Below are 17,420 nucleotides of genomic sequence, written 5' to 3' on the forward strand. Positions count from 1 at the left end.
GATGATAAATAGAGGATAAAGCCTAAATTATTGCCCAATCCATTTCAATAACCCTCAAACCTATCTTCATGAAAATCAAAACACTCTTCTCACTCCTTCTATTCGCCTTATTTTCCACCCTCACATATGCCCAAAAACGGGATTTTTACGAATTGAGGATTTATCACATTGAAAATTCCGAGCAGGAAAGTCAAATCGACGCTTATTTGGAAAAGGCTCTTTTACCAGCACTTCACCGGAATGGAGTGGCCAAAGTGGGAGTTTTCAAACCCATTGCCTCTCAAGCTGATGCTGGAAAAAAAGTATATCTATTTATTCCTTACTCCTCTATGAAGGTCTATTCTGGAATGGAGGGAAAATTGACTAAAGATGAGGTCTATCAGGCGGCTGGATCTACTTATATCAATGCCCCATTTGAAAACCCTCCCTACAAAAGAATTGAAACTGCCTTTCTTCAAGCCTTTACTGGACATCCTAGATTTACCGAATCTAAGGTAACAGGACCAAAAAAAGACCGGGTGTATGAATTGAGGAGCTATGAAAGCCCTACAGAGAAACTTTACAAACAGAAAGTCAAGATGTTCAACAGTGGAGAAATGGACATTTTTACCAAGTTGGACTTCAATCCGATATTTTATGGAGAAGTGATTGCAGGAGCCAATATGCCCAACCTGATGTACATGACCACATTCTCCAATATCGAATCCCGGGATGCACACTGGAAGGCCTTCAGCTCTGATCCAGATTGGGATCGAATGAAAGTGATGCCGGAGTATCAAAATATCATGAACAAAAACGATCAGCGCCTTTTGTATCCCACAGATTACTCGGATTTCTAAGCAAACAAAGCCGGCAAAAGTCGGCTTTTTTCATTCTTCCTTTTGGATCAATCTCCATATTTCCACAAACATCCCCACCCCAGTCTTAATCAACTCATCCGGAAAATCATAGGTCCCTTCGTGCAATTGGGGACAGTCTTCACCTGCTCCCAGACCAAATAAAAATGATGGACAGATTTGGGAGAAAAGCCCGAAATCTTCAGACCAGCGGAAGGGTTCAGGTTTTTCAATAATTGAAAGACCAAGATTCCTTGCTGCGTTTTCTACAATCGGATAAAGCTCAGGATCATTCTTAGACACCGCAAAGCTTTCTACAAACCCAAAATCGATTTTTAAACCAGCTTTTTCGGCCACAAGTGTAGCCTTCTCTTTCACCAAATCAATCAGCTTTTCCAAATCATTCTGGTCATAAGCGCGCAAGGTCATACTTAAACTTGCCCTTCCCGCGCTGGTGCCAAAAGCCAAACTGCCTAACTCAGCATGAATCAGGGTGAGCAGAGCAAAACCCGAAACTTCCTTGGGTAATTCCGGTAGTTTTTGCATCAAGCTGGCTAGGGCTTGGGCCGGATTAATTCCGGCTTCAGGATGTGCAGAATGGGAAGTTTTACCAGTCAGGCTAATCGTCATTCCCGTGCTGCCGGCAGCGAAAGTTCCCTTTCTCATGACGACCTGATGAAGAGGATATCCCGGCAAATTATGCAGGGCAAAAGCAGCATCAGGTCTTATCTCCTCAAATCTGGGATCTTCTAAAATTGCTTTTGCCCCATCTCCTGTTTCCTCAGCCGGCTGAAAAAGCAAAACCACCTCTCCGGATTCCGGTCGGTTTTGGGATAGTTTTTCGCCTAGCCCACAAATAATCGTCATGTGACCGTCATGCCCACAGAGATGCCCCTTGCCGGGAATTTGACTTTGATGATCACTGGGCTTTAAATCCTCAATAGGCAAGGCATCCAATTCGCATCGGAAAAGAAGCCGCTTACCAGCTTTTTTGCCTTTAAATACAAACGCCAAGCCTGTTCCTCCCAGATTTTGGATAGTACGATCCGCTCCTAGTGAGGCAAAAAACTCCATGATTTTCTGAGCGGTATTGTGCTCTTCCTGGGCAATTTCAGGAAACTGATGAAGGGTATGTCTGAGTTGGATCAGGTGGTTCATAGTCGAAGAGGTAAACTTTTCCAAAGTTTCGAACTTTGGAAAAGTTTCCTTGAAAAACTAATCAGATCAAGGTTATCTGATATTTCACGCTTCTTCCCCCACCTTCGGGAATTAAAATTCCCAAATCTCGCAAATGCTGCAAGTCCCGGGTGGCAGTCGCCTTGGAAGTCCCTGTAATTGACATGTACTTTTTTGCATTCATTCCTCCTTCGAATCCTTCAGGACCTTCATCGAGCATTCGGTTGATTACTTTCTGTTCACGTTCGTTCAGCTCCTCTCCATAAGTATCGAAAAGCCGCGTTTTTTGAAGAGAGAATTCGATCAACTCCTCTACTTTTTCCTGAGCTCTAAGCACAACGTCACCAAAATACTTCAGCCAATTATCGATTTGAAGTGAACTTTGAGCTTCTTTAAGTTTTTCGTAATAAAGATTCCGATTTGCTTCAATTACATTAGAAAGACTGATCAAGATCGGCTGCTGTACACCTTGATGAAGTGCTTTTTCTGCTAAAGCACGGCCAATACGGCCGTTTCCATCTTCGAAAGGATGAATGCTCTCAAAATAGATATGTACCAAAGCCGATCGCAAAACAGGGTTCAATATTGCTTGTTTTCCTCCGGGTGCTGTAGCATTAAACCAAGCAATAAACCGATCCATCTCTTGCGGTACCCTTTTAGCAGGTGGCGCTTCAAAATGCACTACTTCTTTCCCCAGCATCCCTGAAACCACCTGCATGGGATCAGATCCGGTTCTCCATTTTCCTGCTTCGATGTAGCGGTTGCCTTCCATCAGCATCTCATGCCAGGAGAAAAGCATAGAATCACTCAAAGGCTCTTGCCAAGACAGCCGCACCGCTACCATAAGCTTAGCAATCCCCTTAGCTCGATGATCCTTCACCAATCGGGGTTGCTCTTCATGGATACCTAGGTTTTTTTTGAGTGAGGATATCACATCCACTCGGCTGAGAAATTCTCCCTCGATGGCCGAGGTCTTAATTGCTTCTGACAAAAGAATGTCCACAAGAAGTTGGTCTTTCTTCTCCGAGGAAATGCCGGAATATTGGCCGTTGGATTTACCCGACTTCAACAGAAATTTCAACTGAAAATCGTCCAGCAATCCACGGGAAAATTGGAATTCCGGCCAGCCATCTAATTGCCAATTGTAAGTCATGAGCCAAACATTAATCTTTTTCGGCTCAAATATAATTATTTTTTGAGCCGAATAAATAAATTATTCGGCTCATGAATTTAAAAAAATGAGCCGATTAGTAACCCTAATCGGCTCAAACGAATTTATGTCGATTCTTTAAAGCTGCCCAGCTCCAAATTTATATCCCAACCAAGCTCCTCCCAACATCAACACCAAAGTCAGGAAAATCAATAAAAGGAGCGTGGACAAGGGCATTTCCCAGTCTTCACCCCCGAATTTGAATTTGATGAGCTTGTTCCAGTTCACGAGCGTAGTTATTGGTTATTGGTTATTGGTTATTGGTTATTGGAAAAATAAATTCAAAAGGATTTCCAGGTGACGATTACCAACTTTCTACTTTTTCAACACTTCTTTCCAGCCTTTTTCTTCCAATTGGGCTGCGGATTCTTCTACTTTTTGTCGTAGTCCAGCTTTAAAAGCATCCATCTTTTTCCCGACTTCAGCATCGTATGCACCAACTATCGAAGCGGCCAGAATGCCTGCATTTTTCCCTCCATTCAAGGCTACAGTAGCGACAGGAATGCCGCTTGGCATCTGCAAAATGGACAAAATACTATCCCAACCGTCGATGGAATTGGAGCTTTTCACAGGAACACCAATCACCGGAAGACTGGTCAAAGAAGCTACCATCCCCGGCAAGTGAGCAGCACCCCCTGCGCCAGCTACGATCACCTTGATCCCACGCTCACGAGCAGATTCTGCATAGTCAATCATTCTCTGGGGAGTTCGGTGCGCCGACACGACGGTCAGCTCATAGGCAATTCCCAATTCTTCCAAAAACTGTGCGGCTTCCGCCATGATAGGAAGGTCTGACTGACTTCCCATGATAATTCCTACCTGTGGGTTCATGCGTTGGATTTGATTTTGATAAGTTCTTTGATTCGGTTGGCTTTGGCTTTTAGGCTCGCTACGTTTTCGTCCAATAGAGTCACGTGGCCCATTTTCCGGAAGGGTTTGGTGATTTTCTTACCGTAAAGGTGGATGAAGACTCCTTTTTCAGCCATGGCTTCCTCTTTCCCTTCCACGATAGCTTCACCGGTATAGCCATCTTCTCCTAACAAATTGATCATCGCAGCCGGACAGCGAAGTCCTGGGTCTCCTAGTGGCCAGTTCATCACCGCTCGAAGATGCTGCTCAAATTGAGAAGTATAATTGGCTTCAATGGTATGGTGACCGCTATTATGAGGCCGCGGGGCAATTTCATTGACTAAAACTTCTCCTGATTTAGTGACAAATAGTTCCACCGCAAGAATTCCCACCATGTCTAATTTTTGAATTACCTCTTTGGCAATTTCCTGGGCCTTAGCTTCGATTTGGGGAGAAATTTCCGCAGGAGCAAAAAGGAATTCTACCAAGTTGGCAGTAGGATGAAAAGCGCACTCTACGGCTGGATAAGCTATCAAGTCGCCCTTTTCATTTTTGGCCACGGTGACAGCGATTTCTTTATCAAAATCGATGAGTTTTTCCAGCAATCCTGGAGCATCAAAAGCTTGCTCCAGATCGGCTTCGCTACGCAATATCTGAACTCCGCGTCCATCATAGCCCTCTTTTCCCAACTTATTGACTGCAGGCAAAAAATCCTTTTTGGCGATGACATCCGCCTTATTCGCAGTCAGCACAAAATCAGCCGTAGGAATCCCATGCTGTTTGTAAAACTGCTTTTGCTCGCGCTTGTCCTGAATCAATTTGAGAATATGAGGCTGTGGAAATACTTTTTTTCCCTCGTCTGCAAGTTTTTGCAAAGCCTCGGTATTGACCGCTTCGATTTCCACCGTGATCACGTCACAGTTTTTTCCAAAGGAATAGACAGTGTCAAAATCCTTCAGGGAACCCACCTGAAATTGCTGGGCAATATCACGGCAAGGGGCATTGGGATCGGGGTCGAGAATATGAATGTCTTGGTTGTAATTGATGGCGGACTGGATGAGCATACGCCCAAGCTGCCCGCCACCAAGTACACCTAGAATCTGATTTTGAGTTGTATGGGCCATAGACAGGCCAAAATTAAGGATTTATCCCCGAAAAGTTCGGAAATTCCTTATCCTATCAGACCCCTCTTCCTTGAATCAGTCTCAAAAGGATGGCTACAACAGCCAAGACTAACAAAATGTGGATCAATCCCCCAACACTATATACAAACGCTCCAAAAATCCACCCGATAATTAAAATTACTGCGATTAAATACAATAGAGAACTCATGACGTTTTTGGTTTAGGTAAAACATTCGATTATGTTCTCTGAGTTTTCAATCACAGTGCCAAGTATTAGTGTTCCTTGAACCGTATCCCCATCAGTTCCATCAATTTATGGGCATTGAAGCTCGGGCAGGGGCCTTTTTTCAATTTATAATCAAACAAAATCGTCTTATCCTTTACCTCCGAATGGAAGGAAAAGTTGTGTACTTTTTCCACACTTTTCCCCATTTCGGCCAATTCCACATCATGTGTACTGATGATGCCAAAGCCTTCCGTTTCTAAAATCTGGTAAATCAGCGCCTTAGAACCTTCGATTCTGTCTTGAGTATTGGTTCCTTTTAGGATTTCATCCAGGAGAAATAAAATAGGTTCACCCGCTTCCAGTTTTAGGATCAGATTTTTGATCCGGCTGAGTTCCGCATAAAAAGAACTCACACTTTCGCCCAGATTGTCCGAATTCCGCATACTTGTAAACAGTTGAAAGTCTCCCAATCTTACCTTTTTGGCAAAGGGACTTAACCCAAGGTTGACCAAAACACAGTTGATCCCAAGCGTCCTCATAAAAGTAGTCTTACCACTCATGTTGGCGCCGGTCAATAGGATGAGCCTTTGTGCTGAGCCTAGAGTAAGGGAATTAGAAATGGATTTTTCTGGCAAAATCAAAGGATGATCAAGCTCCTCCACCTCCAGCATCCTCTCCTGAGTCATGCTTACTTCCCCTTTTCCTTCCAGTTCAAATTCGAAAGCGCCGAGTGAAACCCACATTTCCCATTGTTCCAGATGCTCAGGAAGTTGGGAAAGCGTATTTCCCACTTTTGCTTTCCAACGGGAAAGCTGAAGAAATAACAGAAAATCTGTCCAAAAAATCAGGTTGATCGGAAGGTAGAGCAAATTCAGCCGGTTTTGAACCCAAAGTCCAAGGCGGTCTAGTTCTACCAAAAGCTGAGATACTTTTCCCTTTGAACTGTTGATTTTGGATTTTTCGAACTGAAGGGTTTTAGAAGCGAATACCTCATTTTCAATCAATTCAGCCCTTAATTGAAAAGATCTCAAGGTCTGAGAAAGAGGAATGGCTTCGGAAGCTTTTTTCAAAGGGAGGAAAACCACTCCTAAAGTGCCTACTCCCAGCAGAATCCAAAGCCCCAAGAAGGCCGTAGGAATAATCCCCAAATTGATCAAAACCAAAACAAACACCCCGCCGATGGGGCCTAAGAAGGCCAATATAGAAATCAGAAAATTGGCTTTTTCAGGCTTTGATATCCACTCCAACCAAGCTTGATTGGACACCTTTTCCTGCTGAAAAGCTCTGCCTATTGCTTCCATGGCTTCCAAAAACTCCCCTTTTGAGGCTAGCTCTTGAACAGCCTCTATCCGATCCGGAATTTCTTTTAAGGAAAAAGGAGACTTCATGATTTCCGCCAGCTTTTTTCTCCCACCTTGAGAAATGCTGTGATTCATCAACTGGAAAAGAGAATGCTCTCCAAAAAGATCTAAATCCCCTGAAAACGGATGCGATTTATCCAAAAACTCATTGCCGGGATCTAGGCCTTTCAAGTCCCGTTTTTGTCTCTTTTCCCGCTCTTTGGTTATCCTTTGTAAAGCGAGGTAGATGCTTTCCTGATCTTTTTGGAAATTATATTTCCTGATAAAAAAGACAAACAAGTAACCAAAAAATAGGGCAGGAATCCACCAGAATGCACTTTCCGCAAAGCCCAAAATCACCAAGGCTCCCAAAGCAAAAAACAGCACAATCCGGATTAAGGACAGGTTAATGGTTTTTTTCCTTACGATAGAGAGCTTTAGGTCTAATTCTTGAGATACAAAATCAAATTTGTTCATGGCCAAAGATAGCCAATGTGAAAATCTCAACCTGAACCAATCTTTTTCTTGAATCAACAATCTTGGCATTGGATTCGCCGTTGTACCCAAAGAACAAATCCATGAAAAAGAAAAAACTCAAAACTCCTGAAAATGAAGCTTCTGGATGGGAAGAGTGGAACCCTATTGAAGGTCATGGAATCATCCCAGATGACGTTTCATTAACTCAAAACATAGGCTGTGCTGGTGGAAAGGGCCCGAAAAGCAGCAAAGAAAAAAAAGACAACAACTAACTTATTTAACTTTTATTACCAAATCCCATGAAAAGATCAACCTTCAACCTATTTGGATGGGCCATGATTCTAGGCTCCGTTCTTTTGGTCTCCTGTAAAGAAGACGATGCTCCCCTCAACCCTGATCCTGCAATTGCCACTTATGAAGACGAGGTGGTGGTCAATGCTGCCTTTGAGGACTTGGACAATGTCACCATAGATGTGATGCAAAGTAGCGGCCTAGGATTAAGAACAACCGGCATGACTGCATTATGCACTGGAGCAATAATCACTCATGACCTCAATGGGAAAAAAATCACGGTGAACTTTGGAACGGGTTGCACTGGCCCCCAAGGAAATATCCGAAAAGGAAAAATTATCATCTCCTATACTGGTACCAACTTCCTTTTTCCAGGCACTTCTATCGTGACCACATTTGATGGCTATGAAGTAAATGGCTACAAGATTGAAGGAAAAAGAACCATGACCAATACTGCGGTCGATTTGGCCACCTCCACTATCACCATTGCAGTGAAAGTTGAAAATGGCAAATTGACTTGGCCTAATAACACTTTTGTGACTTTCAACAGTGATCAGGTAAGAAAGCTGAAGTTGGGAAACAACGGATATGAAGCCTCAATCACAGGAACTGCATCCGGGAAAAGCAGAGAAAACAAAGATTACTCAATTGTGATCACAGAAGCTCTTGTCATTAAACAAGAATGTGTGCAAACTGGAGTTTACGTGCCTGGAAAAGGCATCTTGGAGCTCAGCTACCAAGGAATTACCATTTCCGCGGATTATGGAGCTGGCAACTGTGACAAAAAAATCCTGATTACTTATCCGGGAGGAAGCAAACAAATCACTGCCGACTAATCCAAATTAGATTTTGATTGAAAAAGCTATCTTTCGGGATAGCTTTTTGTGTTTATGGAGAAAAAAATCATCGATGGATACCCTCATATCCGATTGGAATTTGCCGATACGCCAGAGGTGGATGTCGTCAACAATGCCCGGGAGTTTTATTATAAAATGAACCAAAGGCGAACCGTCAGGGACTTTGATACCCGTCCCGTTCCTCTGGAAGTGATGGAAAACCTCATTCTAACTGCCGGCACGGCCCCATCTGGTGCGCACAAGCAGCCATGGACTTTTTGCTTGATATCGGACCCGGAACTCAAGCGGAAGATCAGGGAAGCCGCAGAAGAAGAAGAAAAAATAAGCTACTCCCAAAGAATGCCCGAAGAATGGAAAAAGGACCTCAAACCCCTTGGGACAGATTGGAGAAAGCCTTTTTTGGAAGAAGCCCCCTATTTGATCGTGGTCTTCAAACAATCTTATGGACTAGACGAGTCAGGTAACAAATCCCAACATTACTATGTCTCTGAGTCTGTAGGAATTGCTTGCGGTTTTTTGATTGCAGCAATCCACCAAGCGGGACTTGTCACAGTCACCCACACCCCCAGTCCGATGAACTTCTTGGCTAAGATTCTGAACCGCCCCGAAAACGAAAAGCCTTACCTCCTCTTGCCAGTTGGATATCCCAAGTCAGAAACCTTTGTTCCTGATATTCAGCGAAAGGAATTGGAAAAAATCCTGGTACCTTATTAAACCAATTTCTGATACTCCTGTCCAATTAGCAAAAATTAACATCTATCTATCATGAAGGCAAAAACCCAAACTTATGTCGCAGCCCTTTTTATAGCTGCTTTGGGATTGCTCTCTTCCTGTAACGAAGAAGCACTCCCCAGTTCCTCTCTGGATGAAAACACCGAAACGGCTCAAGAAGTAGACCTTACCGCGACCATGGAGGACATTGACGAAGTCACCCTGACCGGATTTCAGAGAAATGGTTTTTCTGACCGAACTACAGTGACCTTGGAAGAAGACCTTTGCAGCAAGGTAATAATCACCTGGCTTCCGGGAGAAAAGAAAATGATCATTGACTTCGGAACAGGTTGCACCAGTCCCCGGGGCGTGGAGCGAAAAGGAAAAATTATCGTCACCTATACCGGAAGATATTGGGTCAAAGGAACGGTGATTACTACTCGATTTGAAGACTACTATGTGGATGGGAAGAAAATCGAAGGTATAAGAGTCGTGTCTAATGAAGGATTCAATGAAAATGATAAGTTTTTCTCTTTCAAAACTGTCGTAGAGGGCGGAAAAATCACTTGGCCTGACGGCACATTCAGAACTTTTGAATCCAGACATATCAGAAAGGTATTCCTGCCCAATGGAGATCGAGGGATGTACTATGCAATTACCGGCGGCAGCAGAGGAAAAAACCGAAACGGTAATGTGTACGAGGTAAAAATCACCTCTCCTCTTTTGTATTTGGTTCGTTGCATTCAGTCCGGAATCAGAGTGCCTAGCAAAGGCACCATGACGGTAACAGTTGAAAACAGAGGAACCATGGAGATCGACTTTGGCACTGAAGCCTGTGACCGGGAAGTTTCGATCACGGTCAATGGAGAGACAAAAACCATAACTGTCCCAAGATCTTAAGCAAAAAAAACGGCGATCTCCAAAAGATCGCCGTTTTGATTTTTTGAAAGGATTATTGGATTTGCTTGACCACTCGCTGAGGAAAAGGAATTTCAATGTTATGAACTTCAAATTCCTCTTTGATCTTTTCCATGGTGTCCCAATAGACTGGCCAGACATTATCTTTATCAGCCCAAGCCCTTACCGTCAGGTCGAGTGAACTATCCCCAAAATTACTCAGCCATACAACCGGAGCTGGGTCTTTGTGGACACGCTCATCTTTATCCAAAATTCCTAAAATGACTTCTCGGACTTTCTTGAGGTTGGAGCTATAGCCGACGCCTACGGCCATATCCACCCTTCTGGTAGGCATAGCGGTGATATTCACTACATCCGAATTGGCTAGGCTACCATTGGGAATAATTACTTCCTTGTTGTCAAAAGTCAACAGGTGGGTGTAAAGGATATCGATTTTACTGACCTTTCCGGTATGTCCTTGACCGATGATGACATCATCTACCTTGAAAGGCTTAAACAAAAGGATCAATACCCCACCTGCAAAATTGGATAGCGAACCCTGGAGTGCTAAACCTATGGCAAGACCTGCCGCACCTAAAATCGCCAAGAAAGAGGACATCGGAACGCCCAAAATGGTGGCCATCCCGATAAATAGAGACACAAACAACAAGGCCTTTACCAATCCTACCAAAAAGGAGTTAAGAGATGGATTTGATTCTCTTTTTTCCAATACTCTCTGAAATCCTTTGATAAGCTTATTTACCACAAACCGGCCTATCACATAAAATAGTAAGGCGTAAATCAGGGTAGGGACGATCTTATACATCAATTGTATTCCCTGGTCCCAAATAGATTTAATAGTCTCTGGTGATAATTCCATAAATTTTTGTTTTTAGTTAAAAAGAAATAATAATCTGCCATCGAAATGCCCAATACCAACGGATTCGATACTGCGTAATTCCAGCCAAAAAGAGGATTTTCTCCCAATCACTTCTGGAGAAACTTCTCAAAACCGACAAGGAAGCATCATGCTTTACCATTGGTGATTTAGAGAAAAGGGAGGTCAAAACCCGAATACTGTGAAAAGCAATGGGATGTCGGTGCAGATCGTTGATGACCATTCCAATCCGAGCTTTTTTTCGGATGGCACCAAACAAATCAACTAACTCTTGATCCGTAAAGTGATGCGTGAAAAGGGTGCAGGTAACGATATCACAGGGATCATTTTGAAACTCCTCCTCAAATACATTCTGGACTTTCCAATGAACTTGAGGAATGTCTTTTTGCCTCTTTTTTGCCAGCTCGATGATGTTAGCATTGGCATCGACTCCTTCAAAATTAACAATTATTTTTTCCTTACTCGCCCAATTAGCCATAATCCGAATCATATCTCCGCCTCCACAGCCTATATCTGTCAAGAAATAAGCGCCTTGGGGCTTTGCCTTCATTAGCTTTTTGAGCCCGGTCAAAGTCACCTTATTTCCTCCCAGCCAGCGATTGATGGTCTTGAGTTCTTTGAGGGTTTCCTGCAAAACCGGCCCGGAGCACTCCAAGTCGTCCATCAATTCCTTTTCAGTACTTCTTTGGGAAAATCGGCTCATGACTTTTCGAATAAAACGGTTTCAAGGGTTAGACCCGGGCCAAAGCCTAAGGATAATATCTCTCCATCGGTCCCAGTGTCATCCAAGAATTTCTCCAGGACAAACAAAATGGTGGCGGAGGACATATTCCCGAAGTTTCGAAGTACCTCCACAGAATGTCGGTTGACCTCCGGAGAGACGCCCAGAGCTTCCTGGACTTTTTGCAAAATCTGCTTTCCCCCGGGATGAATAGCGAAATTGGAAATCTTGCTGATTTCAAACTTCTGCTCGAAGTATTCCATCAAGCCTTTGATACCTTGGTCCAAAAGCGCCGGTATGTATTTGCTGAGCTTCATTTCGAATCCAAAATCTCCGATTCCCCAAGCCATATCCTGCTCCCCTTCCCAAATCACCTGGCTGAAGTGGTCCTTGACTCCCAGTCCAGTGCTGGAGTTTTGGAGCAAGGCCGCGGCCGCACCATCTCCGAAAAGGGAATTGGCCAGGACATTGTCTTCTGTATATTCCTTTTGAAAATGCAGTGTGCAAAGCTCCACCGTCACCAATAATACCTGAGCATTACTATCCGCCTTGAGAATTTTTTCTGCCAGCTTGATTCCTGAAAAAGCCGCGTAACATCCCATAAAATGAAGACAATACCGCTCCACGGAGGAGTTCAAACCCAAATTCTCTATAAGTCTCATCTCTACTCCCGGAGCCATCATTCCCGTACAGGAGACCAGAATCAAATGTGAAATATCTTTAGGAGAGGTTCCAGACTTTGACAAGCAGTTTTGAGCAGCTTCAGTGGCCAAAATTGGCGCGTGCTGCCCGAAGTTTTCCATTCGGATTTTAGTCCCTGGAAAAGGCTCCAGATTTTTTGATTTTGGGAAAAAGGAAAACTCTTCCGGAGTCTTATTTTCAAAATCGGAAATGACACTATACCGGGTTTGAATCCCAGACATCCTATAAAAAATACCCAGCTTTCGGGAATCCTCCTCAGAAAGTTGATGGGCCATTTTCATAAATTCGGCAATATCAGTCTGCAAAACCCCTTTTCCGGGATTTGCGGTACCAATGCTGACGATACTGGGATATATTGTTTGGTTTCCCTCCAATTTTTGACAAGTTTTAGTATACAACCATTTCTACTAGTTAAGGTTATTCGCTCAAATTCCCAACATGATCTCACGTTCGACTCTCAGCCATTTACGGATTCCGTTTTCGCTTTTCCTGCTGCCGGTTTTTTTATTTGCCCTAGCCACCAGCCCAAATCTGAATGAATCCCGGCTTCTCTTGGTCTTCTTGGCCTTACATCTTTTTCTATACCCTTCCAGCAACGGGTACAACAGTTTTTACGACCGGGATGAGGAAAGTATCGGAGGACTAAAAAATCCACCTAAGGTGACTCCCGATCTCTTAGTCGTCTCCCTGGTCTTTTTTGGGATTGCCATAGGTCTGGCGGCTTGGATCAATTGGAGCTTTGCAAGCATGGTGCTCTTATACGGTTTGGTAAGTATGGCCTACAGCCATCCCTCTATTCGTATCAAAAAATACCCTTGGGCCAGCTGGTTGATCGCAGGCTTATTCCAAGGCTGCTTTACCTTCGCCCTGGCTTATGCAGGACTCAGCGATTTCGGATGGGAGGTGATGCAAAAATCCCATGTATTGATTCCCGGACTGCTGACTAGCCTGATGCTTTGGGGAAATTATCCCCTGACGCAGGTATATCAGCATGGAGAGGACTCCCGAAGAGGAGACCGAACATTAAGTCTAACTCTTGGCATAAAAGGGACCTTCTATTTCGCTTCGGTATGTTTTGCTCTTACTGGTGTGGCTTTTTGCTGGTTCTTTTGGGAAAAAGGACAAGTATCCATCCTTTGGACCTACCTGGGAGCCATGTGCCCCATTCTACTCTATTTTTTGATTTGGTTCTATTTTGTTCAAAAAGATCTGAAAGCAGCAAACTTTTCCTGGGCCATGGGTATGAATGTGATTTCCGCCCTTTGCCTGAATGTGTTTTTTATCTATTATTTTCTCGAAAACACCCAGATTCTTCAGGTTTTCAGTTATTGATTAAAAAGGTTTTCCGTGAGTCTTTTGGATGATTTGCCTCGCTAAAAAAGGAAATTGACCTATCAATATTCTGCCTAGGAAGGAGGTTTTTCCAGACCCAAAGAGTTTTTGGGATTGGCGACCTACCCAAAGGCGAAAAGCAAATTCCTGAGTCCAGGCTTTTTGATAGGCTTGTTCTAATTGAGGGCGGGAAAGGTTTTGCATCAGGAGCTCTGATGCCATGAACCCGGATCTGATCGCCATGGCCATCCCATTGCCGCATAGAGGGGTAATCAAGCCAGCCGCATCCCCGATCATTAGCACATGGTTTTCCACCGGTGCTTTGGGTTCAAAACTTATTTCGGAAATGACTTCAGGCTTTTCAAAAAGAAATTCGCTTTCCATCCAAAGGTGCTTCAGCTTGGGGTTTTTCCAGAGAACTTCGCGTTCCATGGCTTCTATCGAACCGAACTTTTTGGAATGTTTACTCAGGCCCAGATAGCAGAGATTATATTTTCCTTCCTCGACAGCATTGATTCCGCAATATCCTCCTTCAAAATTGTGAAGAGCAACCCTGCTTTTATCGAAGTCTGTCCGAATATGGTACTTTACCCCGATATAGGGACTCCGCTGGGTAATAAAGGACCGGCTCATGCTTTTATCCAGCTTGCTTCTTTTGCCAAAGGCCCCAAGGACATGGTTGGCAAAAAACTCTCTGCCATCATTCAAGGTGATGCAAAATCTATCTTCTTTAGGAAGAAAATCAACCTCCTCCACCTGTACGCCTTCTTCCATAAACGCTCCTGATTCTCTGGCCCTTTTTGCCATCCATTCATCCAAAACAAATCGGCTAACACCTATTCCGCCCTGGTCTAAGGAAATATATTCGGTCTTTCCATTGGTGTCCGAATACTCAAACTCGCTTATTCTGGGTAAGTCCAAACCTTCCGGCAAAAGCCTCTGTTTTTCTAAAAAACCCAAAACTTCAGCAGAGAGATACTCTCCACAAACCCGATGAAAAGGATAGCTTTTTTTCTCAAACAGCATTACCTTCTGCCCGCTTTGCGCAAGCAAGTGAGCGGAAACTAATCCTGCTAGCCCTCCTCCGAGTATTGCAACTTCAATTTCTGATGTTTTCAATTGCCTTTGGTTTGCTGAATCAACCGCCTATCAAAAAATAAGTTTTGTCTTCTCACCATTTAGATAATTGGAAGTTACTTTATTCTAAAAATAAATCAGTTTATGATGAAAAATTCCTTACCCAAATTACTGAAGAGAACAGCCCTGGTGCTGGGGGTAATGGGAGCGGTGCTTTATTCTGAAGATTCTTTTGCCCAAAAGAAAAAGAAGAAAGACCAGACTCCTCCTCCCGCTGCCGCTCCGGCTGCTGCTGCAAGGCCAGCAAATGGTAATACCAATGGCCCTAAGCCTTATAAAGAGGTGATTACCGCGAAAGCAAAAACTACTTCTGGACTTTTTAAAGTCCATCAAATCGAAGAAAAGTATTTCTATGAAATCCCAGACAGCCTGTTTGGCCGGGATATGCTTATGGTGGTACGTATTGCCAAAACTGCCAATGGTCTAGGCTACGGAGGTGAAAACACCAACAACCTGATGGTGAGATGGGAAAAGAACAATGATGATGTTCTTTTGAAAGTAGTGTCAGTCAACAACTTTGCTGCTGATTCTCTACCGATTTCCTTGGCCGTAAAAGCCTCCAACTTAGAACCTATCCTCCAAAAATTCGCCGTTAAATCCAAAGCAACCGATTCAACGGGTACTGTAATCGAGGCAACAGACCTATTTACCAAGGACAATCAGGCTTTGGGAATGGAGCGTTCCTCCAGAACCCAATTCAAAGTTTCCAGACTGGACACGGAGCGTTCTTATATCGTGCATATCAATTCCTATCCTATCAATGTGGAATCTCGATATGTCCTTACCTATGCTGCGGCAGAACCTCCTTCAAACAGCGCTACTGGCTTGATTACTTTGGAAATGAATGCCTCTATGATTCTTCTTCCAAAAGAGCCGATGAAACAAAGATTGGCTGACCGAAGAGTAGGCTGGTTTGCAAGATCCTATGTGGACTACGGTGCTGATGAGCAAAGAGCCACTTCCCGAAGATATCTGGACAGATGGAGATTGGAAGTGAAGCCAGGTGATGAAGAGAAATTCAAAAGAGGTGAATTGGTAGAGCCAGTAAAACCGATTATTTACTACATCGACCCCGCCACCCCTAAAAAGTGGATTCCATATCTGAAACAAGGTGTGGAAGACTGGCAAAAAGCTTTTGAAGCTGCTGGTTTCAAAAATGCCATCATTGCTAAAGAAGCCCCAAGCAAGGAAGAAGATCCTAGCTGGAGCCCAGAAGATGCTAGATATTCTGTAATCCGATATTTCGCTTCTGACATTCAGAATGCTTACGGGCCACACGTGTCCGACCCAAGATCCGGTGAAATCATCGAATCCGATATCGGATGGTATCACAATGTGATGAACTTGTTGAGAAACTGGTTCTTCATCCAGACTGCAGCAATCAACCCGGATGCTCGTAAGGTTAAGTTTGACGATGAAGTCATGGGACGATTGATCCGATTTGTATCTGCTCACGAAGTAGGACATACTTTAGGCTTGCCTCACAATTTCGCTTCCTCTGTTGCCTATCCAGTTGAAAAACTGAGAGACCCAGCTTTCACCAAAGAAATGGGAACTGCTCCGTCCATCATGGACTACGCAAGATTCAACTACATCGCACAGCCTGAAGACGTGGGCGTAAGCTTGATGCCAGATGTAGGACCTTATGACAAATACGCCATCGCTTGGGGCTACAGACCGATTTTGGATGCTGCCACTCCTGAGGATGAATTGGCTACTTTGGACAAGTGGATTTTGGAAAAGCAGGGAGATCCTGTTTACCGATATGGACGTCAGGGTAATAATTATGACCCTACCACTCAGTCTGAAGATTTGGGTGACAACGCCATGAAGGCCTCCGAATACGGCATTAAAAACCTGAAAAGAATTGTTCCAAATCTGATCGAATGGACTGCTGAAAAAGACAAGCCTTTCAAAGATTACAGTGATCTTAATGAAATGTATGGTCAGGTAATTGGCCAGTTTAACCGCTACATGGGGCACGTAAGAACCAATGTAGGTGGGGTGATGGAAGTTTACAGATCCTCTGGTCAAAACGAGGAAGTATATACCCACACTCCGAAAAACATCCAGAAATCAGCTGTTGAATTCCTAAACACTCAACTGTTTGCTACTCCGCAATGGTTGATGGACGAGACCATTTTCTCCAGAATCGGAGACTTCGGTGCTTTGGAAAGAATTCGAGGCATTCAGGTGACAACCTTAAATGGAATTTTGGAATGGGGAAGATTGGGCCGAGTCATCGAAAATGAAGCTCTGAATGGAAACAATGCCTACAAAATGACCGAGTTGTTTGACGACTTGAGAAAAGGCATCTGGACAGAGCTGTCTGCAGGACGTACCATCGATGTCCACAGAAGAGCATTGCAGAGAGCACATATTGAGAGATTGGAGCTATTGCTTACCGGCAATGAGCCTAACCTTCCTGCTCAGTTTAGAGCCTTTGCAGGTCCGCAAATCAATGCCTCTCAATCTGATATCCGCCCAATGGCACTTGGAGAACTCAAAACGCTCCAATCACAGGTAAGAGGAGCCATTGGTAGAACTTCTGACCGTGTCAGCAAGCTTCACTTGGAAGATATCCTTACCAGAATCAACAAAATCATCTCTGAGTATTCCGGAGAGTAAACTTCAGA

18 protein-coding genes are annotated in these 17,420 nt (G+C 43.9%); 7 read left to right on the plus strand and 11 right to left on the minus strand.

Annotation, left to right across the window (positions count from 1 at the left end; genetic code table 11):
- Positions 1–68: 68 nt before the first annotated feature.
- Entirely contained in the window at positions 69–839 is a 771-nt protein-coding gene (locus G458_RS0103245; RefSeq protein ID WP_026950641.1) for an NIPSNAP family protein, read from the plus strand.
- 30 nt (positions 840–869) lie between these two features.
- On the opposite strand, the gene G458_RS20100 is transcribed toward G458_RS0103245, so the two are convergent.
- From G458_RS20100 to G458_RS0103280, 7 genes are all read right to left on the minus strand, one after another.
- Positions 870–1,994 (minus strand): amidohydrolase, encoded by a 1,125-nt coding sequence (locus tag G458_RS20100; protein ID WP_035467681.1) that lies wholly within the window; start codon positions 1,992–1,994, stop codon positions 870–872.
- 61 nt (positions 1,995–2,055) lie between these two features.
- Complete coding sequence (locus G458_RS0103255; RefSeq protein WP_026950642.1) at positions 2,056–3,165, minus strand: Fic family protein; 1,110 nt, start codon at positions 3,163–3,165, stop codon at positions 2,056–2,058.
- 135 nt (positions 3,166–3,300) lie between these two features.
- Positions 3,301–3,450, minus strand: coding sequence for a hypothetical protein (locus G458_RS21840; protein WP_169719247.1), 150 nt, complete (start codon positions 3,448–3,450; stop codon positions 3,301–3,303).
- Positions 3,451–3,537: 87 nt separating this feature from the next.
- On the minus strand, positions 3,538–4,053 hold the full coding sequence (gene purE / locus G458_RS0103265) for a 5-(carboxyamino)imidazole ribonucleotide mutase (RefSeq protein ID WP_026950643.1): 516 nt from the start codon (positions 4,051–4,053) through the stop codon (positions 3,538–3,540).
- On the minus strand, positions 4,050–5,195 hold the full coding sequence (locus tag G458_RS0103270; protein WP_026950644.1) for a 5-(carboxyamino)imidazole ribonucleotide synthase: 1,146 nt from the start codon (positions 5,193–5,195) through the stop codon (positions 4,050–4,052). The genes purE and G458_RS0103270 overlap by 4 nt, the downstream gene beginning before the upstream one ends.
- Positions 5,196–5,250: 55 nt before the next feature.
- Positions 5,251–5,403, minus strand: coding sequence for a lmo0937 family membrane protein (locus G458_RS21755; RefSeq protein ID WP_157359681.1), 153 nt, complete (start codon positions 5,401–5,403; stop codon positions 5,251–5,253).
- Between the two features lie 65 nt (positions 5,404–5,468).
- The gene (locus G458_RS0103280; protein WP_035467735.1) at positions 5,469–7,238 is read right to left on the minus strand and encodes a MutS-related protein; all 1,770 of its coding nucleotides are present in this window, start codon (positions 7,236–7,238) and stop codon (positions 5,469–5,471) included.
- Positions 7,239–7,339: 101 nt separating this feature from the next.
- Here G458_RS0103280 and G458_RS21845 point away from each other — a divergent pair, with 101 nt between their 5' ends.
- From G458_RS21845 to G458_RS0103300, 4 genes are read left to right on the plus strand one after another with little or no spacing between them, the layout of a single operon-like run.
- Positions 7,340–7,510: a hypothetical protein gene (locus G458_RS21845; protein WP_169719248.1), complete on the plus strand. Its 171-nt coding sequence runs from the start codon at positions 7,340–7,342 to the stop codon at positions 7,508–7,510.
- Between the two features lie 27 nt (positions 7,511–7,537).
- Positions 7,538–8,365 carry a hypothetical protein gene (locus G458_RS0103290; RefSeq protein WP_026950646.1) on the plus strand — a complete coding sequence of 276 codons (828 nt, stop codon included), beginning with the start codon at positions 7,538–7,540 and terminating at the stop codon, positions 8,363–8,365.
- A 54-nt stretch (positions 8,366–8,419) separates the two neighbouring features.
- Positions 8,420–9,100: a nitroreductase family protein gene (locus G458_RS0103295; protein ID WP_026950647.1), complete on the plus strand. Its 681-nt coding sequence runs from the start codon at positions 8,420–8,422 to the stop codon at positions 9,098–9,100.
- Positions 9,101–9,151: 51 nt separating this feature from the next.
- Positions 9,152–9,997: a hypothetical protein gene (locus tag G458_RS0103300; protein ID WP_026950648.1), complete on the plus strand. Its 846-nt coding sequence runs from the start codon at positions 9,152–9,154 to the stop codon at positions 9,995–9,997.
- Positions 9,998–10,049: 52 nt separating this feature from the next.
- On the opposite strand, the gene G458_RS0103305 is transcribed toward G458_RS0103300, so the two are convergent.
- The 3 genes from G458_RS0103305 to G458_RS0103315 are packed head-to-tail and all read right to left on the minus strand — an operon-like array spanning position 10,050 to position 12,689.
- Entirely contained in the window at positions 10,050–10,874 is an 825-nt protein-coding gene (locus G458_RS0103305) for a mechanosensitive ion channel family protein (protein WP_026950649.1), read from the minus strand.
- A gap of 16 nt (positions 10,875–10,890) precedes the next feature.
- The gene (locus tag G458_RS0103310) at positions 10,891–11,595 is read right to left on the minus strand and encodes a methyltransferase domain-containing protein (protein ID WP_026950650.1); all 705 of its coding nucleotides are present in this window, start codon (positions 11,593–11,595) and stop codon (positions 10,891–10,893) included.
- Entirely contained in the window at positions 11,592–12,689 is a 1,098-nt protein-coding gene (locus tag G458_RS0103315; protein WP_026950651.1) for a type III polyketide synthase, read from the minus strand. The genes G458_RS0103310 and G458_RS0103315 overlap by 4 nt, the downstream gene beginning before the upstream one ends.
- 64 nt (positions 12,690–12,753) lie before the next feature.
- Here G458_RS0103315 and G458_RS0103320 point away from each other — a divergent pair, with 64 nt between their 5' ends.
- Positions 12,754–13,647 (plus strand): UbiA family prenyltransferase, encoded by an 894-nt coding sequence (locus tag G458_RS0103320; RefSeq protein ID WP_026950652.1) that lies wholly within the window; start codon positions 12,754–12,756, stop codon positions 13,645–13,647.
- Here the strand turns inward: G458_RS0103320 and G458_RS0103325 are convergent, their stop codons facing one another.
- Complete coding sequence (locus G458_RS0103325) at positions 13,648–14,766, minus strand: NAD(P)/FAD-dependent oxidoreductase (RefSeq protein WP_026950653.1); 1,119 nt, start codon at positions 14,764–14,766, stop codon at positions 13,648–13,650.
- Positions 14,767–14,871: 105 nt separating this feature from the next.
- Between G458_RS0103325 and G458_RS0103330 the strand changes: the two genes are divergently transcribed.
- Entirely contained in the window at positions 14,872–17,412 is a 2,541-nt protein-coding gene (locus G458_RS0103330) for a zinc-dependent metalloprotease (RefSeq protein ID WP_035467740.1), read from the plus strand.
- Positions 17,413–17,420 lie beyond the last annotated feature (8 nt).

Origin of the sequence: Algoriphagus mannitolivorans DSM 15301, assembly GCF_000429425.1 — a bacterium.
GTDB classification, from domain to species: domain Bacteria; phylum Bacteroidota; class Bacteroidia; order Cytophagales; family Cyclobacteriaceae; genus Algoriphagus; species Algoriphagus mannitolivorans.